This window comes from Maribellus sp. CM-23 (assembly GCF_021354595.1).
Taxonomy (GTDB): domain Bacteria; phylum Bacteroidota; class Bacteroidia; order Bacteroidales; family Prolixibacteraceae; genus Draconibacterium.
In genome coordinates this window covers 1594493-1620398 of record NZ_JADWYJ010000001.1, presented here as the reverse complement: position 1 = coordinate 1620398, position 25906 = coordinate 1594493, and the positions used below count along the sequence as shown (strand labels likewise).

At 43.1% G+C, this 25906-nt stretch carries 22 protein-coding genes and 1 pseudogene; 16 read left to right on the top strand and 7 right to left on the bottom strand.

Features of this window, described 5'->3' with window-relative positions; genetic code table 11:
- The first annotated feature begins 87 nt into the window (after positions 1 to 87).
- Complete coding sequence (locus INQ51_RS06405; RefSeq protein ID WP_233377050.1) at positions 88 to 1644, top strand: bifunctional response regulator/alkaline phosphatase family protein; 1557 nt, start codon at positions 88 to 90, stop codon at positions 1642 to 1644.
- 19 nt (positions 1645 to 1663) lie between these two features.
- Here the strand turns inward: INQ51_RS06405 and INQ51_RS06400 are convergent, their stop codons facing one another.
- Positions 1664 to 2515, bottom strand: a complete 852-nt coding sequence (locus INQ51_RS06400; RefSeq protein WP_233377049.1) for a damage-control phosphatase ARMT1 family protein — start codon at positions 2513 to 2515, stop codon at positions 1664 to 1666.
- 174 nt (positions 2516 to 2689) lie between these two features.
- Here INQ51_RS06400 and INQ51_RS06395 point away from each other — a divergent pair, with 174 nt between their 5' ends.
- Positions 2690 to 4207 (top strand): TlpA family protein disulfide reductase, encoded by a 1518-nt coding sequence (locus tag INQ51_RS06395; protein ID WP_233377048.1) that lies wholly within the window; start codon positions 2690 to 2692, stop codon positions 4205 to 4207.
- 20 nt (positions 4208 to 4227) lie between these two features.
- Here the strand turns inward: INQ51_RS06395 and INQ51_RS06390 are convergent, their stop codons facing one another.
- Both INQ51_RS06390 and INQ51_RS06385 read right to left on the bottom strand, forming a co-directional pair.
- Entirely contained in the window at positions 4228 to 4983 is a 756-nt protein-coding gene (locus tag INQ51_RS06390; protein WP_233377047.1) for an ABC transporter ATP-binding protein, read from the bottom strand.
- Positions 4980 to 5720: an MlaE family ABC transporter permease gene (locus tag INQ51_RS06385; protein ID WP_233377046.1), complete on the bottom strand. Its 741-nt coding sequence runs from the start codon at positions 5718 to 5720 to the stop codon at positions 4980 to 4982. The genes INQ51_RS06390 and INQ51_RS06385 overlap by 4 nt, the downstream gene beginning before the upstream one ends.
- Before the next feature lie 237 nt (positions 5721 to 5957).
- Here INQ51_RS06385 and INQ51_RS06380 point away from each other — a divergent pair, with 237 nt between their 5' ends.
- Positions 5958 to 7046: a mannose-1-phosphate guanylyltransferase gene (locus INQ51_RS06380; RefSeq protein ID WP_233377045.1), complete on the top strand. Its 1089-nt coding sequence runs from the start codon at positions 5958 to 5960 to the stop codon at positions 7044 to 7046.
- 82 nt (positions 7047 to 7128) lie between these two features.
- On the opposite strand, the gene fbaA is transcribed toward INQ51_RS06380, so the two are convergent.
- Both fbaA and INQ51_RS06370 read right to left on the bottom strand, forming a co-directional pair.
- Entirely contained in the window at positions 7129 to 8205 is a 1077-nt protein-coding gene (gene fbaA, locus INQ51_RS06375) for a class II fructose-bisphosphate aldolase (RefSeq protein WP_233377044.1), read from the bottom strand.
- A gap of 332 nt (positions 8206 to 8537) precedes the next feature.
- Complete coding sequence (locus INQ51_RS06370) at positions 8538 to 9386, bottom strand: hypothetical protein (RefSeq protein WP_233377043.1); 849 nt, start codon at positions 9384 to 9386, stop codon at positions 8538 to 8540.
- A 536-nt stretch (positions 9387 to 9922) separates the two neighbouring features.
- On the opposite strand from INQ51_RS06370, the gene INQ51_RS06365 reads away from it, so the two are divergent.
- The 5 genes and pseudogenes from INQ51_RS06365 (at position 9923) to INQ51_RS06350 (ending at position 12336) form a co-directional block, all read left to right on the top strand.
- Complete coding sequence (locus tag INQ51_RS06365; protein ID WP_233377042.1) at positions 9923 to 10291, top strand: BlaI/MecI/CopY family transcriptional regulator; 369 nt, start codon at positions 9923 to 9925, stop codon at positions 10289 to 10291.
- Between the two features lie 10 nt (positions 10292 to 10301).
- Positions 10302 to 11009: pseudogene (locus INQ51_RS22720) on the top strand (M56 family metallopeptidase); the annotation flags it as partial.
- A gap of 48 nt (positions 11010 to 11057) precedes the next feature.
- Positions 11058 to 11699, top strand: a complete 642-nt coding sequence (locus INQ51_RS06360; protein WP_233377041.1) for a POTRA domain-containing protein — start codon at positions 11058 to 11060, stop codon at positions 11697 to 11699.
- Positions 11700 to 11803: 104 nt separating this feature from the next.
- Positions 11804 to 12043, top strand: a complete 240-nt coding sequence (locus INQ51_RS06355; protein WP_233377040.1) for a hypothetical protein — start codon at positions 11804 to 11806, stop codon at positions 12041 to 12043.
- A complete protein-coding gene (locus tag INQ51_RS06350) occupies positions 12040 to 12336 on the top strand; it encodes a type II toxin-antitoxin system RelE/ParE family toxin (RefSeq protein ID WP_233377039.1) in 297 nt (98 codons plus the stop codon). The genes INQ51_RS06355 and INQ51_RS06350 overlap by 4 nt, the downstream gene beginning before the upstream one ends.
- Positions 12337 to 12459: 123 nt before the next feature.
- On the opposite strand, the gene hcp is transcribed toward INQ51_RS06350, so the two are convergent.
- Positions 12460 to 14127: a hydroxylamine reductase gene (hcp, locus tag INQ51_RS06345; RefSeq protein ID WP_233377038.1), complete on the bottom strand. Its 1668-nt coding sequence runs from the start codon at positions 14125 to 14127 to the stop codon at positions 12460 to 12462.
- A 128-nt stretch (positions 14128 to 14255) separates the two neighbouring features.
- Complete coding sequence (locus tag INQ51_RS06340) at positions 14256 to 15137, bottom strand: ATP-binding protein (RefSeq protein WP_233377037.1); 882 nt, start codon at positions 15135 to 15137, stop codon at positions 14256 to 14258.
- A 156-nt stretch (positions 15138 to 15293) separates the two neighbouring features.
- On the opposite strand from INQ51_RS06340, the gene INQ51_RS06335 reads away from it, so the two are divergent.
- The 8 genes from INQ51_RS06335 to INQ51_RS06300 all read left to right on the top strand — a co-directional run bounded on the left by INQ51_RS06335 (position 15294) and on the right by INQ51_RS06300 (position 25886).
- Positions 15294 to 16181: a hypothetical protein gene (locus INQ51_RS06335; protein ID WP_233377036.1), complete on the top strand. Its 888-nt coding sequence runs from the start codon at positions 15294 to 15296 to the stop codon at positions 16179 to 16181.
- Positions 16182 to 16250: 69 nt separating this feature from the next.
- Complete coding sequence (locus INQ51_RS06330) at positions 16251 to 16928, top strand: Crp/Fnr family transcriptional regulator (RefSeq protein WP_233377035.1); 678 nt, start codon at positions 16251 to 16253, stop codon at positions 16926 to 16928.
- On the top strand, positions 16921 to 17664 hold the full coding sequence (gene pgeF / locus INQ51_RS06325; RefSeq protein ID WP_233377034.1) for a peptidoglycan editing factor PgeF: 744 nt from the start codon (positions 16921 to 16923) through the stop codon (positions 17662 to 17664). Before INQ51_RS06330 ends, pgeF begins: the two co-directional genes overlap by 8 nt.
- A 43-nt stretch (positions 17665 to 17707) precedes the next feature.
- Positions 17708 to 18613, top strand: a complete 906-nt coding sequence (locus INQ51_RS06320; protein ID WP_233377033.1) for a PorP/SprF family type IX secretion system membrane protein — start codon at positions 17708 to 17710, stop codon at positions 18611 to 18613.
- 144 nt (positions 18614 to 18757) lie between these two features.
- Positions 18758 to 21841, top strand: coding sequence for a DUF2723 domain-containing protein (locus INQ51_RS06315; RefSeq protein ID WP_233377032.1), 3084 nt, complete (start codon positions 18758 to 18760; stop codon positions 21839 to 21841).
- A gap of 25 nt (positions 21842 to 21866) precedes the next feature.
- On the top strand, positions 21867 to 23135 hold the full coding sequence (gene purD, locus INQ51_RS06310) for a phosphoribosylamine--glycine ligase (protein ID WP_233377031.1): 1269 nt from the start codon (positions 21867 to 21869) through the stop codon (positions 23133 to 23135).
- Positions 23136 to 23250: 115 nt separating this feature from the next.
- Positions 23251 to 24237 (top strand): DUF6427 family protein, encoded by a 987-nt coding sequence (locus tag INQ51_RS06305; RefSeq protein WP_233377030.1) that lies wholly within the window; start codon positions 23251 to 23253, stop codon positions 24235 to 24237.
- Entirely contained in the window at positions 24237 to 25886 is a 1650-nt protein-coding gene (locus INQ51_RS06300; RefSeq protein WP_233377029.1) for a carbamoyltransferase C-terminal domain-containing protein, read from the top strand. Before INQ51_RS06305 ends, INQ51_RS06300 begins: the two co-directional genes overlap by 1 nt.
- Positions 25887 to 25906: the final 20 nt, after the last annotated feature.

Genomic DNA, 25906 nt, shown 5'->3' with positions numbered 1-25906 from the left:
ATTAAGTGGTTAAACTTTGTTAATGCCATACTTCAGCGGCACTTTTTTTGTTTCTATCTTTACATGAATAATAATAAAACAATGAGTATGAATAAACCACGTATACTTTGGACCGACGACGAAATTGACCTGCTACGCCCCCATATTCTGTTTCTGACAGAGAAGGGGTACGAAGTGGAGACAGCTACAAATGGACTTGACGCGGTTGAGAAAGTAGGTGGTAGTTATTTCGATATCATTTTTCTGGACGAGAACATGCCGGGTTTGACCGGGCTGGAAACGCTGACCCGCATCAAGGCAATTTCGCCCAATGTTCCGGTGGTAATGATCACCAAAAGTGAAGAAGAAAACATTATGGATGAGGCAGTGGGGGCCAAAATTGCCGACTACCTTATTAAACCCGTAAATCCCAAGCAGATTTTATTAACGCTGAAAAAGAACATCGATCAGAAACGTTTGGTAACCCAGCAAACCACGTCGAAATACCAGATGCAGTTTGCTCAGATCGGAATGGAGATAAGCGACCGGCTTAGTTTTGATGAGTGGAAGGAGATCTACAAAAAGCTGGTTTACTGGGAGCTGGAGTTAAGTGAGTCGGAAGATTCGACCATGGACCAGATTCTGGCGATGCAAAAGGAAGATGCCAATAAAGCCTTCTTTCGTTACATAAAAGACAATTATGCCGATTGGTTTAACAGGGAATTGGGCGACCGGCCGATGTTGTCGACCGATATTTTCAGGCACGTTGTTTTTCCGCAACTCGATCAAAAGAAAAAAACACTGGTTTTGGTGATCGATAACCTGCGTTACGACCAGTGGCGCATCTTTAGCCCGGTTGTGAATGAGTATTTCCGTACGCAAACCGAAGACCTGTATTGCAGTATTTTACCCACCGCAACTATGTATGCCCGAAATTCGATGTTTGCTGGCCTGATGCCTTCGGAAATTGAGAAAGTATATCCGCAGTTATGGGAGGACGATGACAACGAAGGCCATAAAAACCGAAACGAGGATGTTTTACTGCAAAAGCAAATGGCCCGTTTCGGGCGGAAGGAGAGTTTGTATTTTGAAAAAGCTTCGGGTGTTCGCAAAGAACGTTGGGTAACCGATAACCTGAAGAATATTCTGGAGAATGATCTTTCGGTAATGGTGGTCAATTTTGTGGACATGATTTCGCATGCACGTACCGAAATGGACATGATCCGTGAGCTGGCCAACAACGAAAAGGCCTATCGTTCGCTGGCACTTAGCTGGTTCAGGAATTCTTCCATTCTGGAACTTTTAAAAGAATTGGCAGACAACGATATCCGGCTGGTTATCACTACCGACCATGGAGCCATTCGGGTGGATAATGCGGTGAAAGTGATTGGTGACAGGGAAACAAATACCAACCTTCGTTACAAGCTGGGGAAGAACCTTAATTTTAAGTCGAAGAACGTATTTGAAATTCGCGATCCGCGAAAGATCTACCTGCCGTCAAGAAACGTAAGTACCAGCTACATTTTTGCGCAGGGAACCGATTTTTTTGCCTATCCGAATAACTATAATTACTACGCCAATTATTACAAGGATACCTTTCAGCACGGGGGCATTTCAATGGAAGAAATGATCATTCCGGTGGTGACCCTGGTTCCTAAAAAATAGGCTTTTGCGGGTTTAACTCTTAGCAGGAAGTACTACGTTTAATCACAAAGTCGCCTTTTTGTGCGCCGATCTTTTTGCCGATAACCGGGCATTTGATCATCAGCAGGAAAAACAAGCGGGGATCGTTCTGGTCCATCAGTCCTTCGTAGTTTCCCATTCCTTTTGAAATGATCAGGTCGGCGGAATCATACATTGCTTTAAACTCCGGGCTAACCCTGTGAAGCAAGGTGGAGGGAGCGTGGTCGCCGTTCGATACCAGTTTTGCTACCTGGGGAATACCTACTTCTTTGGCTTCCTTTAAGGTTACATCGTTTAGAATGGCCCGCTCGCGAACGGAAAACACGACATTCGGATGCTGGATGGTTTCCAGGAAAAGTTTGTCGAGCACCACTTCGCCGCAATTGTCTCCCAGGTAAAGAACGGACTTTGCCTTTGCAATTTCTTTCCGCAGCTGATCCGAATCGTCGATGGCAAAATCGCTGGTCATTACGCGGTCGATGGTTCCCCAAACATCAAATTGGTGTGTGGGGCCAAAATCAATGATGTTGCCGGCAATGGCCAGTCGTAGTGCTGTATCAAACGGATCGGGAGCCTGGCTGACCATTTCTTTGAAGCCATCGTAGCGGGCCAGCATTTCCTGGTTGCTTTCTTCTTTCTCGGTTTTGTACGGATCGGAAATCGGGGAGTGTTTCTCCAGTTCGTCAATAATGTTGCGCGAAATGTCGGGAGAATAACTGATGTCTAGATCAATCCCGGCAATGGATTGGATCAGCTCACTTACCAGTGTGTTTCGCTTCTCCTCTGCGATTTCGTATTTGTCCATTCGTTTTTCCAGGGCTTTTACCTGGCAAATCAGGCATTCGTAGTTCATGGAGTAAAGATAGGCAGAAGAACGCAGTTCAAATTCTTATTCCTGCTTTTTGTAGAAGCCTCAATATGTTTAAAAAAAATGCAGCGTGAAATTGATTAGAGGGAAACATCATTTGGAGAGCATTTTCTGTTGAACAAAATTTTATTTACTGTATCTTCACTAAAAACCTAAAATATGAAAATAGCTCTCATAGCATTCTTTGCTCTCCTTGTTTTGGTATCATGCAGAAAAACAGAGATATCTGATGAAACCCAGAAAACAATTGTCACCGGAGAGATCGTCGGCTTTAATAACTTACCTGACTATAATTCACTAGAAATACTTGTTCCTCAGTTTCCGGGAAAAGCATTAAAATTAAATCCTACTATTGATAATTTTGGAAAATTCTGGTTCAGATTGGATTTGGAAGACGCAACCAATATTTTGATTCGTTACGAAGCTAGGTTTCCGGTATTTATTGCTCCCGGAGATTCCGTTCACATTATTATTGATAACGACTTTATTTCTAACATAAGTGAAACTTACCGCGATTTATATGATCATTTGAAAGTAAGAGGAACCTCCGAAAGGATGAATAAGGATATCTCAGGATTTCTTGCTTATTGCGAAGATTCAGTTTTTCATCACTTGGCATTGAATGATTCTCTTAAAAAGTATACGGGAATAGAAGCGAGGCAGTTCCTTGATCGCGAACTTGGAAGGTATGGCGAAGCATTGACGGATTTCAATGCAATGAATAATACTTCAGAACATTTTAAACGCTGGGCACAAAATCATTTAAAATACAGGATATGGTCAATCTTGTTTCAGTATCCGGCATTTCATGCTTATCTAAATAAGATGGAAATGCCAAAGGATGGGTATAACAGCCTAGTTCCACCGGAGTATTTTGATTTTCTTGATTCGATGAAGAACTTTAGAGAAGACGAACTTTTTGAAACCAGCAGTTACATCAACTTCTTGGAAGGTTATTACTTATATGAGCGAAAAAAAATACCGGTCGATACGTTTCAGTTTTATAACCGGCTTTTGGATACTGATTTTGAGAAAGGATACAAATATTTTGTTAATTACTACCAGACAGCTACAACGGGATTTGCGAAAGATGTTGTATTGTCAAGTTTTCTGTATTATATGTTGGAAGATGGAAAGTACAATGATCTAAAGTATCTGATTGATTTTTCGCTGATTGAAGATGATAAGTTCAGGGCAAAAGTGGTGGGTAAATTCAACCACGAACAGAAGCTGGTTGAAAATCCGGAATTGCATCCCGATTTCAATATTGATGCAAAAGTGCGTGAAAATGATTTTTTACAGAATTTGGTTACGAAGTATAAAAACAATGTGATTTATATTGATTTTTGGGGACCATGGTGCAAGCCTTGTATGGCAGAGATGCCATATGCAAAACAACTAAAAGAAAAGTTCAAAGGCAAAGACGTGGTTTTTGTGTATTTGGGAGTACAAAGCAGCGAAGCCAGCTGGCGGTATACAATTAAAGAAGAAGGTATTGACGGAGAGCATTTTTTATTGACCAATGAAGAACAGAAACAATTGAAGGATATCTTCGGATTTGAGGGTGTGCCACACTATGTTTTATTGGATAAGCAAGGAAAGGTGGCTATGAAATTCGCGCCCCGGCCCAGTAGCGAGGAAATTTTGGAAAAAGAAGTTGAAAAACTGCTGAGATAATATTAATCATCAGGTAAGTTCTACTTCCCCTTCTTCATTTGCGCATACAGCTTGTTGGCAAAAATAAAGTCATCGAGTTTTTGATTGCCCGAATCCAGGATTTCGCGGTTGGTGCCCACCCATTCTTTTTCGCCTTTGCTGATAAACAAAACCGATTCACCGATTTCGATTACTGAGTTCATATCGTGGGTGTTGATGATGGTGGTCATCTGAAATTCCTTCGTAAGAGCCTGGATCAGTTGGTCGATCACTGTAGATGTTTCCGGATCGAGGCCCGAGTTGGGTTCGTCGCAAAACAGGTACTTCGGGTTGAGGGCGATCGCACGCGCAATGGCCACACGTTTCTGCATCCCTCCGCTTATTTCGCTGGGATAAAGTTTGTAAGCCTGCCGGTCGATGTTCACGTGGTCGAGGCAAAACTGAACACGCTTTATTTTCTCGGGGCCGCTCATATTGGTAAACATATCGAGCGGAAAGCGGACATTGCCTTCCACGCTTACACTGTCGAAAAGCGCGCCTCCCTGGAAAACCATTCCAATTTCGCTTCGGAGCAGTTTTCGCTCTTTGTTGCTCATTTGCACCAGGTTGCGGTCGTTGTACCAGATCTCACCTTGATCGATATCAAACAAACCAAGAATCGACTTCAGCAATACGGTTTTTCCCGAACCGCTTCGCCCGATGATCAGGTTGGTTTTTCCGGGCTCAAAGGTGATGGATATATCTTTTAAGACCTGGTTGCCATCAAACGCTTTTGATATATTTTTTACTTCGATCATGTAAGGAGTAAACGTGTTAGAAGAAGGTCAAAAAACAGGATCAGAATGTTGGTATTAACAACGGCCTTGGTACTGGCTTTTCCCACTTCGAGCGCACCTCCCTGCACATAATACCCAAAATAGGCAGGTACCGACGAAACGAGAAACCCAAAAACCAGGCACTTGATAATGGAGAAAGTAACGTAATACGGGTAGAATAGCCATTGAATACCGTCGATGTATTCCGGAATGGTAACTACTCCCACCAGCGGACCTGTCAGCATTCCTCCCAGCAGACCAAAGAAAACACTCATGATGTAGAGGAAAGGAAAGATGAAGACCACCGCCACGATCTTGGGAAATATCAGGTAGCTGGCCGAGTTCACGCCCATAATCTCCAGCGAGTCGATTTGCTCGGTAACGCGCATGGTACCGATTTCGGAGGTGATGTTAGAGCCGATCTTCCCTGCCATGATCAGTGCGAGCATGGTTGACGAGAACTCCAGCAACAAGGTGTCGCGGGTGCCAAGTCCTACCAGTTCGTTCGGGTAGAGCGGATTGGCTAGTGCATGTGCAAACTGGATGGTCATAATACCTCCAATGAAAATGGAAATAATGATAACGATCCATACCGAGTTTACTCCGAGGTTGTCAATCTCAAGAAACAATTGACGCACATACATTTTGGCTTTTTCGGGACGGGTAAACACTTTCGATAACATCGAAAAGTAGCGGCCTATGTGAAAAAAAAATCCCATTCGCATTCGATTCCTGCTTTTCTGTCCGGATAAAATTACAACTTATATGATGGATACAAAACTTTTGATGTGCCGATTGAGCACAATAGAAATAAAATTCCTCCGTACTTATTTCGATATGATTTTTAAATTGGTACTTTTATAGGAAACAGAGGATATAAAAAGGAAGCAAAAGGCAAGCATTTTAAATCCCGCAAGCGGGGTGTTTGCACTGATTCCCGAAGAAACAGACTTAGTATGAATAATACGTATTGCGTTATCATGGCAGGTGGTTTGGGCAGCCGTTTCTGGCCACTCAGCCGCACCGCCAAACCCAAACAGTTCATGGATATTTTAGGAACCGGCCGCACATTTATGCAGCAAACCTACGAACGTTTTTCAAGGTTGATACCCAAAGAAAACTTCTTGGTTGTGACCAATGTTCGGTACAAAGACCTGGTGTTGGAGCAGATACCCGAATTAGGTGAAGAGCAGGTTTTGCTTGAGCCGCTAAGACGCAACACGGCGCCCTGTTTGGCTTATGCACTTCATAAAATACGGCTGAAAAATCCGGAAGCAAAGATCATCGTAACTCCTTCCGATCATTTAATTCTGAAAGAAGAAGAATTTGTGAGCCAGTTGAAAAACGGGCTGGCTTTCCTCGATGTGAAGGAAAGGTTGCTAACACTGGGGATAAAACCCAGTCGTCCGGAAACCCGCTACGGTTACATCCAGGTAAAAAAGAAAAAAGAATTTAACGATCTGGACAATCTCTACAAGGTGAAAACCTTTACGGAGAAGCCCGACGTGGAAATGGCAAAAATATTTATCGAAACCGGTGAGTTTTACTGGAACTCCGGGATATTTATTTCCTCGGTTGACTGTTTTATGAAAGCTTTTGACGAACACCTTCCAGAAATATCGCAAACTTTCCTGAAAGGTGAGCATTTGCTGGATACGCCCAACGAAGAGGCTTTTATTAAAAAGGCTTATTCCGAATGCCAGGCGATTTCGATCGACTATGGGATTATGGAAAAAGCCACCAATGTGTACGTGCTGACTGCCGATTTTGGGTGGAGCGACCTGGGAACCTGGGGCTCGTTGTATGAAAACAAGGCAAAAGACGAGTCCGGAAATTTAATTGAAGGCGACAATATTCTTACCTACGATGTGCGAAACTGCATTGTGAATATTTCGGGTGAAAAAGCAGCCGTTATCCAGGGACTGGATGGTTACATTGTGGCCGAGTCGAACGAAACACTGATGATCTGTCGTTTGGAAGACGAAGACCAGATCAAGAAATTTGTAACCGATGTGCGGATCAAAAAAGGTGATTCGCTGGTTTAGCCTGACTTAACTTTTTATCAAATAAAAACCGCCTTCCCTGTACGAGAAGGCGGTTTTCTTATGTTGTGATGATCGTATCTGCTTAGATTACATCAATTGCATTCAGGTCTTCAAAAGCAACCTGCAAACGAGCGATCATTGCTTCTTCAGCTTTTCTTACCCAAACACGTGGATCGTAGAATTTTTTGTTGGGTTTGTCGTCACCTTCCGGGTTACCGATTTGTCCCTGCAGGTAATCGTGGCTGGCAGCTTCGAAAGCACGAACGCCATCCCAGTATGCCCACTGAGTGTCAGTATCGATGTTCATTTTAACTACACCGTAAGAAAGTGCTTCGCGAATTTCTTCGTGTGAAGAACCTGATCCTCCGTGGAATACAAAATCTACTGGTTTTTCAGCAGTGTTGTGTTTTTCCTGGATGTATTTCTGTGAGTTATCAAGAATTTTCGGAGTAAGTTTTACGTTACCAGGTTTGTAAACACCATGTACGTTACCAAAAGAAGCCGCAACAGTGAAGTTCGGAGAAACTTTGCTCAGTTCTTCGTACGCATAGCAAACTTCTTCTGGCTGGGTGTAAAGTTTTGAAGAGTCAACATCAGAGTTGTCAACACCGTCTTCTTCACCACCGGTAATACCCAACTCAATTTCAAGGGTCATACCCATTTTGCTCATTCTTTCGAGGTATTTTTTGCTGATCTCGATGTTTTCTTCCAGCGGCTCTTCGCTCAGGTCAAGCATGTGCGAGCTGAACAACGGTTTTCCGGTTTCAGCAAAATGTTTTTCGCTGGCATCCAGTAACCCGTCAATCCAGGGTAACAGTTTTTTGGCAGCGTGGTCGGTGTGCAGAATTACATGAACACCATAAGCTTCAGCCAAAGTGTGGATGTGTTTTGCACCGGCAACAGCGCCTAAAATAGCAGCTTGTTGTCCTTCCAATTTCAATCCTTTACCGGCATTGAATACAGCACCACCATTTGAAAACTGGATGATAACAGGAGCATTGGCTTTTTTAGCTGCTTCCATAACTGCGTTTACTGATGATGAACTTACTACGTTCACTGCCGGAAGTGCAAATTGATTTTCTTTTGCTACTTTGAAAATGAATTGTACGTCAGAACCGGTTACTACACCTGGTTTTACGTTTTCGGCTATTTTACCCATTTTGTATTTGTTTATTTGATTTTAGAATTTGTCTGCTGTCTAAATAAAGTGTAACAAAATTAGAATTTCCCCATTTGTTCAGCAAAATTGCCCTGTTAATGATGATTAAATTCTTCATTATTTAATATTTAGCTGTATTCGGATACCGGGATCCGGTGGCTGATATTCGGACATTTCAACCGCTGTAAACATTTTAGTGTCTGACGGATAATGGCATACAAAAGGCAGGATTCAGCTTCGGTAACCGTAATTCTGTTGCTGAATCCTGCCCGCTTGTGCCCGGCTGTTTGTTTGAAAAATACGCTTGTTAAGTACTTTTTAATTCACCGGAATTATTTTATGTTCTCCAGCTTTTGCTGAGCTTTTGTGATTTCTTGCTCTTTATTTTCGATATCCTTTAAGAGTAGCTTTTGTTTGCTGGTGTTTTTATCAATTTTCTTATCGTATTTATCGACCGACTTCCTGGCCTTTTTTATCTCATTGGAGGTTTTCTTGATATCATCGTTCAGGGTTTTATTTGCTTCACCCGATAGAGGACTGGGGTTGTCGCCATCCGACAGCATGTTGGATTTTAATATGCTTTTGGATCCCTTCAGGTCATGGTTCAGGTCGTCGATATCAGATTGTTTTCCGGCCGATTTCCGGTCCATCTTTTTATTGTCTCTGTCGAAACCCGAATAGTCACTTTTCATTTTCCTGAGTTCTTTCTCCAGTTCACCTACTTCGTTTCTTACTCCCTGCCGGTAAAGCTCTGCAGCATATTTATGGACGTATTCCTGTGCTTTCTCGGTGCCGGAACCCGATTGGGCGCCAATAAAACTTCCGTTGTTGTCGAACAGGGTAGCAAAAGTGATTCTGTCCTTTGTAGACGTGATGCGTGTGTAAATATCAAGTGTATCGGGGCTGATTTCAGCCACTACTACCCGGCGGATCACCCACTTCTCTTTGTCTTCCTTTTCCATTTTCGGGAGTTTTTTAAAGGTGTCGAAAAAGTTCTTCGGAACCAGGGTCTCTTCCCAAAGGGCAATGGCATCTTTACTTGTAGTCTGCGGTACATCCACCACAAATGCTGGCTGCATTGCGTTGTTCAGGGCCCATTCTTTTTGCTGAACACGGATTTCTTCTTGCGCCATTGCGCTGAATGAGGCCAGTATTAATCCAAGGGAAAGTAATTTTTTCATAGCGTTAAAATTTTAAGTTTTTAAAGGAATCCGGGGCGTTCCATTTGTTTGTTAACTGATGGATATGCACTTCAATTAGCATCAATTTCGTTGAACACATTTTCTATTAAAATGGCTTCGTGCAATTGGATGGATTCTTTTGTTACTTGGTTGCCGGATAATTATTTAAGGTTAATGATCAAATGTAAATCTGTTAAATTATCGTTGGTTTTTTAAGAAATGGCTTTCTGTATCGCCTTTCTCGTCGCTCTATAACATGCATTAAATAACAAACACATCTGACAGAAGTTCATATTTGGAAGTCTTGTGGAGCACGTTGAATCGTATAATTAGAACGTCTTTTGTACTTTGAGTTGGTAAGATTATAACGTAGGTCAATCAGTAGGGGTGAAAGACGGAATTGGATATAGATGAAATTCAGTAGTCTATGTGCATTATGACTATAAAAATAGTTAAAATGTCAAAGAACGGCGTTGTGACTAAAAATATAGTCATATATTTGTTTTGAAGGATTGACAAATTAAAAAGATACTGATATGCAACTGACAAAAGCAGAAGAGCAGATTATGCAGCATTTATGGGAAATGGGCGAAGGAATTGTTCGCGATATCCGCGATCGCTTTAACGAGCCAAAGCCAGCCCGAAATACTGTTTCAACCGTGTTGCGGGTTTTGGAGAAGAAAGAATTTGTGGCGCATAAAAGCTACGGAAACCTTCATGTTTACTATCCTGTAATTACAAAGGAAGAGTATTCGAAGTCACAGCTTTTTGGGCTTATGAAAGATTACTTTAACAATTCGTTTCCGGCGCTTGCTACTTTTTTTGCTAAAGAAAAGGATTTGAATATCCAGGATCTGGAAAAGTTGATGGAAGAAACCAAGCAACAATTATCAAAAGATAAATAAGCTCCCACCTATGGAAACATTCGCCTTTTATTTACTAAAGTCAGCGCTTTGGTTAGCAGGTTTTACTCTGGTTTATCTATTGTTCTTGCAAAATGAGCGATATTTTGTCCTCAATCGGATTTTTCTGGTTGGCGGAATACTGGCAGCTGGCTTTTTACCATTTTTTACCTGGTATTATACAGTCGAACTTAATACTGGGTCAATCGAGTCGATTGCCGGAATACCGCAACAAGGGGCAGATGAGGTCGTTGTTACAACAAATTTGTTTTCAGTACAAAAGGCTGTGCTGTTTCTGTATTTGACGGGAGTTTTATTTATGGTCTTCCGGATGTTAAAGTCCACTATCCCGGTTCTTCGAGTCATTTTCAAGGCAAAAGTATGTCGGTACAGAAATGCAAAGCTGATCCGTAATGTCGAATTTCCCGCATCGTTTTCACTGATTTCGTTTGTATTTGTCCATCCTTCAATTGACGAACCTGAACTAGGCGAAGTCGTGAAACACGAGCAGGAACACATCCGGCAAAAACACTGGATCGATTTATTGATTTTTGAGGTCCTGCGCACCGTTCAGTGGTTTAACCCGATTGTCTGGTTTTATGGCCGACTGATCAGGCAGAATCACGAATACCTGGCAGATAAACATGCGCTGCAGAGCAGTTTGAATCCGGGTGTTTACCGTGCGGCTCTACTCAACCAAACATTTGGTGGGTCAATCATTCCGTTGACCAGTTCTTTTAACTTTTCATTCAATAAAAAACGATTTAACATGATGAATCCAATAATTCAATCACCATTAAGAAAACTGAAGTTATTATTGATAATACCGGTTTCTGCAGGCATTTTGTATGCTTTTGCAATGCCCGAATATCGGAATAACACAGAGACTGAAGCACTAAATGAGAATTCACAGGAAACAAAAGTAGTAATCGGGAATATTACCTGGGAGGGTAATTCGGTTTATACTGCTGATGAGTTGAATAAGGCTTTAGATATTAAAAAAGGAGATACCTATTCGCAGAAACAGATTGATCAACAGCTTTACCATGGTCCCGTTTCTGATCTTTATCTTAACAATGGATATCTATTTTTTAATGTAGAACCTGTTCCAACTAAGAAATCGGACGGTAGAACTGATTTTACCTTTAAGATTTTTGAAGGAGGACTTTATCAGTTTCGCAAAATTGAGTTAAGAGGTAACAAAAATGTTCCAGATGATATTCTCCGTGTCGTTTCTATAAGATCCGGAGAGTTGTTTAGCAAAGAAAAATTAATAGAGTCAACCAAATCTTTGGTAAAGACCGGAAATTTTGTTGCCGAGGAAGTTTCTCCCGATGTAAAACCTGATTTAAGCACCCAGGGCTATACCGTTGGAATGGTAGATATTGTATTTAATGTTGTTGAGAAATAAAGAAAAAAGGGCATCCTCATCTCAGGAGATGTCCTTTTATAATCAGCGCGTTTGCTTCATCTGAAATGCTTTTTCCTTACATTTGTTTAGCAATTATTTAGGTCATGAATATTCAAGCAAAAAAACTGGAGTTGGTTGATTTAATTTTGAAGACAGATAAACCTGCACTTCTTGAATTGGTTAGCCATATTTTGAAACAGGAAAAGGATGATGACTGGTGGGATGAATTACCGCTTTCCGTTAAAGAGTCAATTGATCTTGCCCTGGAACAGGTTGAAAAAGGGGAGGAGCTCTCACATGATGTTGTCTTGCAGGAAATTAGGGCCAAATATGGTTTGAGATGAAAGTTTTCTGGTCTCCTAAAGCAAAAAGCGATTTTGAGAACATTCTTGATTATCTGTTAAAAGAGTGGGGAATTAAAGAGGTTGAATCACTGATCAAAAAAACGGACCGGGTTCTCAATGCGATTGCGCAAAATCCTAAAATGTTTATTGAATCCTCCAAAAGAAAAAATGTTAGAAAGGGATTTATAACCAAGCACAACAGTGTGTTTTATTTGGTGAAATCGGGGAACAAGGAAGTGGTTTTATTAACGTTTTGGGATAATCGACAAAATCCTGAGAAGTTAATCTATTGAATGATCAAGTAAATTTTGGTAATCAGTTGTTGCAAGGAGTTCGCAGCGTAAGCAATAAAAAAGGCACCCACCTTTCAGTGGATGCCCGTAAAAATCAGTCTCCTTTTTGTCCCTAATGCTATGTTATTTGTCTGTTTCGCTTAATTCGAGGAACATTTCCAAATCCTGGTCAACACTGGTAATTCCGCCAATTCCAAAGTTTTCTACCAATACATTGGCTACGTTGGGCGAAAGGAAGGCCGGCAATGTTGGTCCGAGGTGAATGTTTTTCACGCCCAGGTAAAGAAGTGCGAGTAATACGATTACCGCTTTTTGTTCGTACCACGCAATGTTGTAGGCAATCGGCAATTCGTTGATATCGTTTAGCTCGAAAACTTCTTTCAGCTTGAGCGCAATCACTGCCAGTGAGTAAGAATCGTTACACTGTCCGGCGTCGATTACGCGTGGGATTCCGCCAATGTCGCCCAACGGAAGTTTGTTGTAGCGGTATTTGGCACAACCGGCGGTCAGGATGACCGTATCCTGTGGCAATTGTTCTGCAAACTGCGTGTAGTAATCGCGACTCTTCATGCGTCCGTCGCAACCTGCCATTACAAAGAATTTCTTGATGGCACCGGTTTTTACGGCATCCACAATCTTATCAGCGAGTGCAAAAACCTGTGCGTGTGCAAATCCACCAATGATTTCGCCGCTTTCAATTTCCTGCGGTGCTGCGCATTTTTTGGCATGTTCAATAATGGCACTAAAGTCTTTCATCTCGCCGTCCTTACGATCCGGAATATGAATCGCTCCTTCCAAACCGGATGCTCCTGTGGTGTAAATACGGTCTTTGTACGTTGCTGATTCTTTTGGCGGAACAATACAGTTGGTGGTGAACAGGATCGGGCCGTTAAAGCTTTCGAACTCGGTGTTTTGTTTCCACCAGGCATTTCCGTAGTTCCCAGCCAGGTGTTTGTATTTTTTGAACGCCGGGTAGTAGTGCGCCGGCAGCATTTCGCTGTGAGTGTACACATCCACGCCGGTTCCTTCGGTTTGTTTCAGCAGTTCTTCCATGTCTTTCAGGTCGTGCCCCGAGATCAGGATAGCCGGATTGTTTCGAACGCCAATGTTTACTTTGGTCATTTCCGGGTTTCCGTATGCTGAAGTGTTGGCGGCATCAAGCAATGCCATCACATCCACACCGTATTTTCCGGTTTCCAGCGTAAGTGCTACCAGTTCATCCACCGACAGGTCTTCGGTTGTAGCCACCAGTGCACGTTGCATAAAAGCAAAAATCTCATCTTTTTTGTTACCCAGGTTCCAGGCGTGTTCCGCATAAGCCGCCAAGCCTTTCACACCGTAGATAATAAGTTCGCGCAACGAACGGATGTCTTCGTTTTCAGTGCTCAAAATCCCAACTTCTTCAGCTTTCTTTTCGAAGGCTTCTGTGCTTGATGCCGTCCATTTAGCACAATCCGGAAGGTTGTCGGGCAGGATAACGCCTGTACTTTTGCAAAGAATATAAAGTTCGTTTCTAACCTGAAGGGCTTTGATGATTCTTCTTTCAAATGCCTTTTTGTCGAAATTGGCGTTGGTAATAGTGGCGAACAGTCCGTCGAAAACAAACTTGTCAACCTTCGATGGGTTGGCATCAATTGCACGTAGTTTTTCGTTGTACCAACTAATCCCTTTCAAAACAAAAAGCAAAGTGTCCTGCAGGTTCGCTACATCACTGGTTTTTCCACAAACTCCTGCAATGGTACAGCCGGTTCCTTTGGCGGCTTCCTGACACTGAAAACAAAACATACTCATATCTGTACAATATTTAAATTGATTAATAATTTTTTTGATTTTGGTGTTGGGAGCGGATGTTGTCAGGTCCCGGACCGGGCTCTGGTGTTGTTTATTATCCGGTATTCCTGACAATCCCGATCAAACAATTAAATCCATTCTTCGGAAAGAACTTCTCCCCGAATGCTTATCACAACTTCTTTTACGGGTACCTTCCGCGAGGCCATTTGGGTAGCCATTTCCACCATTTGCGACAAGCCGCCGCAACACGGTACTTCCATGATCACCACTGTAATGGTATTGACCCTTGCATCGTCGATGAGGCGGGTCAGTTTTTGAACATAAATATCTTTTCCCTGGTCGAGTTTCGGACAGGCGATCACCATTTTCCGGCCCTTTATAAAATCTGCGTGGAAATTGCCATAGGCAAAGCCGGCACAATCGGCAGCCACCAGCAGGTCGGCACCATGAAAGTACGAAGCTGCGGGGTTGATCAGGTGCATTTGCACCGGCCATTGGGTAAGAGCCGATGGAACGTCGCCGGCAGGAGCTGCCATTTTCAGGCTTCCGGCATCAAAAGCCATGGGAGCCGATCCCGGGCAACCACCTGTTGCACAACCTCCGGACGATGCACTTTCCTTTTTGTCGCCGTGCAGCAGTTCGTGCACTTCGCTGATTTCAAAGGGCATTGCCTCGCGGTTGGCGCGGATAAAACTTAAAGCTTCGTTCAGGTAACCGGTTTCGTTGTGGTCCTGTAAATGTTTCAGGTGGGCAAAAACGGTTGCCTTTCCGGCTTTTATCATTTGCGAAATAGTCGCTACCTCGTCGTAGGCATCGGCTTCGCGTTTTTCGATGGTGATGGCGCCTTCCGGGCAATGACCGATACAGGCCCCCAGACCGTCGCACATCAGTTCGCTTACCAAACGGGCTTTGCCGTCAATGATCTGTAAGGCACCCTCGTGACAGTTCGGAACACAAACTCCGCAACCGTTGCACAAATCCTCGTCTATTTTTACAATTTCCCGTATCATATCGTTTCTTATTTGTTTTCTTATTTTTGGATCACGCAACAAAAGTAGAGGTGCGGCGTTTCGTAAAATGTATCAATTGTTACAAATCTGAAAGATTCCGATAATCTCCTTATTTTCTGATTTCTTGTTATATTTAACAAAAAATATTAGTAGACTATGCTGGATGCTTTCAATCACATTCTAAAATTCTTTTTAGGAAAGGATTACCCGGTAGGTTCTAAATTTCTGATGTTTGCCTTAATTATTCTCGTCCTTTTGCTTCTTAATAATTTATTTGGTTTTACTTTTTATTACGAGTCAAATCAAAAAATTTCTCTAATCAGAAATATTGAGGAATTGAAAAGAACAAATCCTGATAATACTGAACTAGAGGAATTCCTCAAAAAGCATGAAAATGAAGTTATAGAAAGGAAGAACTTGTTAGATGAATTTCTCAGCTTGTTTTCCAGAGAAGATTTTAAGCCTAATGCAGAGTCTGATAATTTAAATGTAAAAGTGATAAGAGATACAGTTTATATTTATCAAATTCCTAAAATATACAGAGACTCTTCGAGTTATAAATCTATTCCTATCTCGTCGTCCGATTCTTTTAATAGTTCAGAATTCTCTTATAGTCACGGTTTTAAGTTTGGGATTGACTGGGGGTCTTTTATGAAAGGAGATTCTGTTTCTGAGATAGAAAGAATTGTATCTGAGCAAGAAAGAAATACAGAGAAACGATATCGTTCTAAATTATGGCACACAGTAACCTCAAGTATTTTATTTATTATTTTGGCACTTTTAGTTTTTGTTTTGCTATTAGTTTTTCCATTTGTTACAGAAAAGAAAGATAGATTTAATACTGTTGTAGGGATTTTGGCATTTCTACCATTTTTAGCTTTTTGGATATGGTTATTTCAATGGCTATTGGGACTTATTCCTGTAATTAATAATTCTCCTTGGATAAATTATTTAATTAATATCTTAATAAATGCTTTAATCGTATTAGGGGTATCTTTATATTTTGGATTAAAAGAAGAAAAGAAAACAAAAAAGGGGGTGTAGGGAACATAGAGATTTTTAGGTAACAAAATTTGTATGCCTGTTTTCTGAAAACTTATCAATTGTTACAAAATGATCGATTATTCGCTTTTAAGTCACTGCCCCGTTTTTAGCGGGATTCCGGAGCATGAAACCAAACAGCTTCTGGCAGAAATTCATTTTCAGGTTAAAAATTATGAGAAAGACGAGATTGTGGCGCTTGCCGGAGAGGAGGTAAAAGACCTGTTGGTGGTGCTTACCGGAACGGTGCGCGGTGAAATGATCGACTACTCGGGAAAAACCGTAAAGATCGAAGATATTGAAGCGCCCAAACCGCTGGCGGCAGCTTTTTTATTTGGAAAGGAAAACCGTTTCCCGGTTACTGTTTCAGCCAATGTACCTGCTAAGATACTGGCGATACCGGTTCCCGAATTCCTGAAGATTTTGCAGTTAAATACGCGGGTGCTTCGTAACTACCTCAACAGTATTTCTTCGCGGGCCCAGTTTCTTTCGCAAAAACTGAACTTTTTGAGTTTTAAAACGATTCGCGAAAAAGTGGCACATTTTCTTTTGCAGCGGGCCGGCGACCGTTTTCATTCGTTCGAGCTAAATAGTACCCAGCAGCAACTGGCCGATTTGTTTGGTGTTACCCGCCCTTCGCTGGCGCGTGTTTTGGGTGAAATGCAGGCCGAAGGATTGATCACTATCGAGAAAAAAACGGTAACCCTACTGGACAAAAATGCACTAAATCAATTGCTAAAAAATGGATGATTTAATTCGCTACCCGGTATTTCAATCCTGCAAAAACTTGCTGGCATTTACCACCACCAAAAAAAGTGTGAATAGTGTGGCTGCGCGTTTTACGGGCGACGAGGAATCTGTTTTTATGGGAAGCAGAAAAGAGCTGGCGCATTTACTGGGGATAAAAACTGAACAACTGGTTTTCCCGCGGCAAACACATACTTCAACGGTTTGTACAGTGGAGGAAATTCCGGAACAGGAAATTACCGAAACCGATGCGCTGGTCACCAACCAGGCGGGAATTTGTATTTGTGTGCAGACTGCCGACTGTGTCCCGATTCTTCTTTTTGACCCGGTAGAAAAAGTGGCAGCGGCTGTTCATGCAGGCTGGCGCGGAACAGTTCAGAAAATTGTGGTGGAAACCGTTCGGAAAATGCAAAAGGAATACAACAGCGATCCGGTCAATATTATCGCCGCCATCGGTCCGTCAATTGGTCCGGGAGTTTACGAAGTCGGTTCGGAAGTGGAGCAGGCGGCGCGACGTTCAATTCCCGGAGCAGAGGAAACACTTTGTTTAAATGGTTCGGGAAAATATCACTTTAACCTGTGGGAAGCCAACCGGAACCTGTTGTTGAGTTGTGGTCTTGTGGCTCAGCATATTGAGGTGTTGAAAGAGTGTTCTTTTCAGAAAGGCGAGAAATATTACTCGGCGCGCCGCGAAGGTGTGGAAACCGGGCGCATGGTATCCGGAATTATGATATATTAGCAAGAAAATACCCATTAATTTTCACCCTTAAAAATCACTCAAAATGAAAGCAAAAAACCGCAAATGCATGTTTCAGCAAATGTTTGTTGCTGTAGCATTGTTGTGCTTGTTCACCGGTACTAAAGTAAGTGCACAGGAAGGCGCGTACTGGATGGGCTTGTCGTCAAAAAATCCGGCCGCCATTGCCACCCCATCGGATTGGGCTTATGGAAGTTTCTCGCATGTAGCATTAGATCTGGGAGATTATGGTAAAGAGTCCTATAATTTGGTGACAGGTTCGTTCGACTACCGAATTTCACCAAAAGCCGGAACCGTGGGACTCGATTTTTATCATACAAAAATGGAACTGGAGACCGCCAGCCTGGTAAAAGTAAACTACGCTTTTGATTTCAAGGTTTTTAATTCGGCCATTTTAAGCTTTGGTATTTCAGGAGGGACCACTTTTTATAAAAATGAGCTTTCTTCTTATCATCTTTATCCTGATGATCAATATGATCCTTTATATGAGCCGGCTGAAGATCAACATTTCAAAACGTTTAATGGAAACATCGGCATGTTTTTTCATTCAACAAAGTTAAGTGCCGGATTAAGTGTAACTCTCCAGGAGCAAATTGCCGGAGAGGATAATTTGGCGATTGATATTCCTGCAGTTTTCACAGGTGTTCTGTCATTTAAATTGTTTGATGCAGAAAGTTTTACGCTCACTCCAAATGTTATGGTCGATTATTCCGACAAAGATTATACGATCATTCCGGGAGTTTATGCAGAATACAAGAATACAATCTGGGCAGGGTATCAGAACGGTGATTTTGAGGATTTTCATTCGGTGATGTTTGGTGTAGATATCAAACAAAAATTCCGGATTGGCTACAGCTACGCGTTTAATGATTTCTTGAAAACCGAAACGGTGAATATTCATGAATTTGTTCTGGGCTACCGGCTCAATTAAGTTACAGATAGTAAGTAAACAGGCCTGAAATTCCAAAAAAGTCTTAAAAAGCAGGGGGCTGGTAATAGTTTATTTCAAAAGCTTTATCTTCGCAACTGTTTATAATTTTTCACATATTTCAGTATTCTGAAAACATTTCAACGAATGAAACAATACAAATTGTACAACGACATTGGCGGCTGGGTAAGTTTTTTGGTAGCTGCCGTTGTTTATCTGATGACGATCGAACCGACCGTTAGCTTTTGGGACTGCGGCGAGTTTATTACAACTGCCTTTAAATTTGAAGTGGGGCACCCACCCGGAGCTCCTATTTTTATGATCGTTGGCAGAATGTTTACCTTGTTTGGAGGCCCCGAAAATGCCGCGAAACTGGTGAATATAATGTCGGCATTGGCCAGTGCTTTTACCATTATGTTCCTGTTTTGGACCATTACACACCTGGCGCGTAAAATAGCGGTAAAAGAAAGTGAAGCTACTTTCGGACAAACGCTTGCCATTGTGGCCAGCGGATTAGTTGGAGCGCTTGCTTACACGTTTTCAGATACTTTTTGGTTTTCGGCAGTGGAAGGCGAAGTTTATGCGAGTTCGTCGCTGTTAACCGCCATTGTTTTCTGGGCCATTCTGAAATGGGAAGATGCGGCCGATCAGCCACATGCCAACCGCTGGCTGGTGCTTATTTCCTATATCATCGGCTTGTCAATTGGTGTCCACCTGTTGAACCTGTTGGCAATTCCGGCCATTGTTTTTGTTTATTATTTCAAAAAATACGAAGTCACTAAAAAAGGAATTTTCTGGGCGCTGGCGATTTCAGTTGGCTTGCTCGGACTGATCATGTACGGAATTATTCCGGGGGTTGTAAACGTGGGCTCGTGGTTCGAGTTGCTGTTTGTGAATTCCTTTGGCTTGCCTTACCACTCAGGCGTACTTTTCTATGCCGTGCTTCTGGTGGCTGCTTTTGCCTACGGAATTTATTACACGCACAAAAAGGTGAAGCCGGTTTTGAACACTGTGTTGCTTTCGGTAGCCGTGATCCTGATTGGTTATTCGTCGTTTGCGATCATTATTATTCGCTCTTCGGCCGAACCGCCAATGGACCAAAACAGTCCGAACGATACTTTCTCGTTGCTGGGTTACCTGAACCGCGAACAATACGGCGAGCGTCCTTTGTTTAGCGGGCAGTTTTATAACTCGCCGCTGAAAAGTGGCGACCGCTTTTCTGAAGGTCGTCCGATTTACTCTCAGATCGATGGCAAATATGTGGTGACACATCACCGCTACAGTGCCAATTACGACGAGCGTTTTACTTCTTTCTTCCCGCGAATGTGGAGCTCCAACGATCCGTCGCACGAGCAGGATTACATTCGCTGGGGGCGTGTGAAAGGCAACCGTATCACTTACAAAAATGAGCGCGGAGAAAACGAAACCATCGTAAAGCCGACTTTTGCTGAAAACCTCCGTTTCTTCTTTTCGTACCAGGTTAACTTCATGTACTGGCGCTATTTTATGTGGAATTTTGTGGGCCGTCAGAACGATATTCAGGGGCATGGTGAAATTCTGTACGGGAATTGGTTAAGCGGTATCAAATTTTTGGATGAAATGAGGCTGGGCGACCAGGATAACCTGCCAGCTCGTTTTGCCAATAACAAAGCCCGGAATACTTATTTCTTCCTTCCGCTGCTGCTCGGAATTCTCGGAATTTTATACCAGTACAACAAAGGGAAAGAAGGGAAAAAAGGCCTGTGGGTAGTGTTCCTGTTATTTGTGATGACCGGCCTGGCCATTGTGGTTTACCTGAACCAATACCCGCACCAGCCGCGCGAACGCGATTATGCTTATGCGGGGTCGTTCTATGCTTTTGCCATTTGGATCGGATTGGGTGTTTTATCGCTCACCGATGCTTTAAAAAGATTTTTGCCAGAGACAGTGAGCGCCGGGATTGCCGGGTTGGCAGCACTCGTTCTGGTACCCGGAATTATGGGCGCACAAAACTGGGACGATCACGATCGTTCGGATCGTTACACGGCCCGCGATTTTGGTTCTAATTACCTGAACACTTGCGAGAAAGACGGTATTATTTTCACCAACGGCGATAACGATACATTCCCTCTCTGGTACAACCAGGAGGTGGAAGGCGTGCGTACCGATGTTCGGGTTTGTAACTTGAGTTACCTGCAAACCGACTGGTACATCAACCAAATGAAACACAAAGCCTATGATTCGGAACCTTTACCGTTCTCGATGACTGAAGACCAGTACCGCCTCGGAACCCGCGACATGGTTTACGTATTCGATAACCCGCGCATAAAACGCGATTACATTGGCTTGAAGGAAGCGATTGACTGGATTGCAGATGATAATCCGGGCACAAAATTGCAACAGATGGGCAATGCCGCTTACATTCCTAAACAAGAGATCCGCTTTAAAGTGGACAAAGAAGCGGTTCTGCGCAACAAGGTGGTGGCACTTGAAGATTCGGCCAAAATTGTGGATGAGATCGTGATTGACCTCTCCAACAAAAATGTGTTGTCAAAAGATGAAATGATGATCCTTGACCTGATTGCCAACAATAGCTGGGAACGACCTATTTATTGGGCAATTACGGTTGGAAGAGATAAATACCTCAATTTGAACGATTACTTCCAGACCGAAGGTTTTGCTTATCGCCTGGTGCCGATCAAAACACCGAGCTCGCCACAACAGTTGCAGTTCGGCAGGGTAGAAACCACGCGTATGTACAACAACCTGATGAACAATTTCAAATGGGGAAATATGAATGATCCGGAGGTTTACATCGACGAGAACAATGCGCGTATGATGACCAACATCCGAAACAGTTTCAACCGCCTGGCGGGAGCATTGATTGCCGAAAACAAGAATGATTCAGCCATTGCAGTGATCGACCGCTGCGTGGAACTGATCCCCAACGAGGTGATTCCTTTTGAATATTTTGCCCTCGAATTGGCCGAGAACTATGCCAAAGCAGGAGCTGCCGACAAGGGAATTGCCATGATTGAAACAGCGTATGCAAATGCCGAAGACGAACTGAATTACTACTTTTCGCTGGCACCGCAACATTTCATGACAGATGGGGTAAACGAAGAAATACAACGTAACCTGTTCTATATTCAGAAAATGGAGCGTGCGGCCAGAACCGCTGGTAACACGGAACTTTCGGACAAAATAAGGGCAAGTTTTGAAGCTTATTTCAAAAAGTACAGCAACGGTTAGAACGAACAGATAAAACACTTTTTTAATGAAGATATTGATTATTGGCTCCGGTGGCAGGGAACACGCTTTGGGGTGGAAAATAAAACAAAGCGACAAGGTGGAACAATTGTTTTTTGCACCCGGAAATGCAGGGACAAAAGAATTGGGAACCAACCTGGCCGTGAGTGTTAGCGATTTTGAAAAGATAAAGGCGGCGGTTTTGGAAAACCACATCGACCTGATGTTGGTGGGGCCGGAAGTGCCGTTGGTAGAAGGATTGCACGACTTTTTTGCAGCCGACGAAGCATTGAAAGATGTTAAAGTAGTTGGCCCAAAAAAATTAGGTGCCGAGCTTGAAGGCAGTAAGGATTTTGCCAAAGCCTTTATGGCCCGTCATGGCATTCCAACCGCGCAATATGCGACGGTTACCGCAGCGAACCTGGACGAAGGGCTTGCTTTTCTGAAAAAGATGCAGGCGCCCTATGTTTTAAAAGCCGATGGTTTGGCGGCCGGAAAAGGTGTTTTGATCATCGACTCACTGGAAGAAGCCGAAGCATCTTTGAAAGAAATGCTTGATGGCCAGTTTGGAAAAGCGAGTAGTAAAGTGGTGATCGAAGAATTTTTGAGCGGAGTGGAAGTTTCGGTGTTTGCCATCACCGATGGAAAGGATTATAAAATTCTTCCTGAAGCCAAAGACTACAAACGTATTGGAGAAGGAGACACAGGCCTGAATACAGGCGGCATGGGTGCTATCACGCCGGTTCCCTTTGTCGATGAGGTGTTCATGAAAAAAGTGGAAGAACGTATTATTCAGCCTACTGTTTCAGGACTTCAGAAAGACAACATCGAATACAATGGTTTTATCTTTTTCGGATTGATTAACGTAAAAGGCGAACCTTTTGTGATTGAATACAACGTTCGCATGGGCGACCCGGAAACGGAAGCCGTTATGTTGCGCGTAAAATCGGATTTTGTTGACTTGCTCGAAGGCGCCGCTACCGGAACTCTTTCAGAAAAGAAGATAGAAATTGACGAACGCACCGCCGTTACCGTAATGTTGGTTTCGGGCGGATACCCGGGAAGTTACGAAAACGGAAAAGTGATTACGGGTGAAGAAAAGGTGGAGAACAGCATCGTATTTCATGCGGGTACCAAAAACGACGGCGACAAGGTTGTGACTGCCGGAGGGCGCGTTATTTCAGTAAGTTCGTACGGGGCTAATATGAAAGATGCGCTGGCTACTTCGTACAGAAACGCCGAAAAGATTGAATTCGAAGGTAAATACTACCGGAAGGATTTGGGCTTCGACCTGTAATACCATTTGATAAAGTTTGGCTGTGTTCAATTTTCTGACCAATGCCGTTAGACTGGAGAAGGAGACATTTGAAAGCGTTGAAAATTCGTCAATTTTGAGCTAACCGGTATAAGGCATGCTTTTAAAAACATTAAAATCGAATAATTTAAGAAACCTGATTTTTATCCCGCTTGCCGTAATGGCATTCTGGTTCGAAAAATTTCTGGCTCCTTACAATTATGGTTTTATGCCCGGCGAAGCTGAAAATGTGTTGTTTGCGCCCATTTTTCGTTTAACTGCCGAAAACCCATTGCTTAATGTGATCCTTTCTGCGGTTTTGACGATCATCCTTGCGTTGATGGTGGAAATGATCATTGCCCGGTACCAGTTTATCCGAATACGAACCCGGCTCCCCGCCATTTTGTTTGTCATCATCATCGGTGGCTTTACGGGCTTGCATACCTTGCAGCCGGTATATTTTGCAGCCATTTTTCTTTTGCTGGCCATTTATCGCCTGTTCGGGATCTTTGAGCAACAAAAAGCTTATACCACGGTTTTTGACGTCGGGTTTTTGCTGGGCGTGGGCTCCTTGTTTTACGTTAGCCTGATTGTATTTCTTCCGGCTTTTATTGCCGGTTTGCTGGTGTTGAACCGGGATACCCGCTGGCGCGAATTCATATTGATAGTGATTGGCTTTGCGTTACCGCTGGTTTTTGCCGTAAGCTATTTCTTTTACACCGACCGTTTGTATCCGTTATTAACGGTGTTTGAACAAAGCATAACCGAACCGGTAAGTCATTTCCGCAGCAATGTTCCGCTTCAGATTTACCTGGGGGTGCTGATGGTGTTTACCGCCATGGGAAGCATTGTAATGGCTCAGCAATACGATACGAAAAAAGTAAGTTCGCGGAAATATTTCACTGTGTTCTTCTTCGTTTTTCTTTTTTCGCTGGGTGGTTTTGTTTTTATCCCGGCGGCATCGCACGAAATGCTTATCCTTACAGCCATTCCGGTAACATATTTGATCTCCAATCTGTTGGTTTTTATGAAAAGCCGTTTCTGGAGTGAGTTCTTTTTTCTACTCCTGCTAGGGATCGTAATTGCACTTCAATTTGTTGGGTAATGGAAAAAAGCAGGCCCACATTGGCCATATACGGGATACAGGATCGCTTTGATTACGAGCATCCTTTTTATGTGCACGATCACAATCTGGCGCTGATGCAAAACGGTAAAGTGATCCGTTTTCTGCAACAGGAACGCATTTCGAGACGAAAGCGCGACAACACGCTTCACCTTCATTTAAAAGATATTCTGAAACAGCAAAAGCTGCTCGGAACAGACTACGATCTGGTTTTTGTTGACAATGTGGTTGGACGTACTTTTCTTACCTCGTCGGGCGAAGTTCGCTTTGAAGCCCCGCTGAATGAGTACCTTTCAACCGGGTTGGAAAAAGGGAAATGCTGGTGGTTTGGAGAGGAAAAAGAAGCCTGGTTGCTTAACCACGAGCTGGCACATATTTTTTCATGCTTGCCCTTTTTCGGAAATTTCAGGGAGAACAGTTTGCTGGTGCATTTTGATGGTGGTGCCAGTTTGAGCAATTTCTCCGCGGCGGTTTTCAGAAATGGCAAAATCGAATGGGTGGAGTACCACTGGGATTTAAAACTGTATTCAACACTTTACAATGCCAATGCACTGGTGTTTGCAATCATCGGAGCAAAGCTGGCCGAGCAAAATTCAGTTCCCGGGAAATTTATGGGCTTTGCCGGCTGGGGAAATTATCGGCCAGAGTTGGAAGAATGGCTACGCCAACATAATTTCTTTGAAAATATTTGGGGAAAAACGTCGCTTTTCTTTCGGCAGACAAAACAGGATTGGGGCGTTGAGCTCAAATCGTTTAACCAGAACGATCCGTTTATCCGCGATGTGGCGGCTACGTTGCAGCAGGTTTTTATCAAGGCCATCCTCCAAAAGCTAACATCACTAAAAGAACAAACGGGAGCTGAATATTTGTACTACACCGGTGGATCCGCGTTAAACATTGTCGCCAACACGCAACTGGTAAAAAGCGGCTTGTTTAAAAAAGTCTTTATTCCGCCGTGTACCGAAGATTCCGGGCTGGCTTTGGGGGCAGCTGCCTTTGCTGAGTGGCAAAAACATGGCAAGGTTGAGCAACATTCAGCTTATTTGAACAACTGGGGAATTGAAAAATATGCCGCGGATTATGATTCAGGAACAATCGCAGAAGTGGCAGAATTACTAACCCGGAAAAAACTGGTGGGGATTTGCAATGGCATGGGTGAAGCCGGACCACGGGCTTTGGGAAACCGGAGCATTCTCGCGACAGCCGATTCAAAAGAATTATCAAAAAAACTCAGCATCGAAAAGAAAGGCCGGGAATGGTACCGACCGCTGGCACCCATTGCGCTCGAAAAAAGTACCCGTTATTTCACCGGGCTATCCGAAATCGATGCTTTGTCGAGGTACATGTTGCTCGATTTTGAAGTGTTGCCCGAACGGCTGGAGGAAATAGCAGGGGCGGTTCATGCGGATGGTACGGCGCGTTTTCAAAGCATTTTTGAACGGGCTGACAATCCGTTTCTTTTTGATCTGCTGACTGAAATCGATGAAAAATACCATGTTAAGGCATTGATAAATACTTCGTTTAATACTGGGGGAGAGCCGATTGTGCATACCGAAGAAGATGCTTTGCTTTCGGCCCGGAAGATGAAACTGGATGCTGTGGTTCTAAACGGAAAGATTGTAATGCTTTAACTATTTTTGCAGAACTTTGT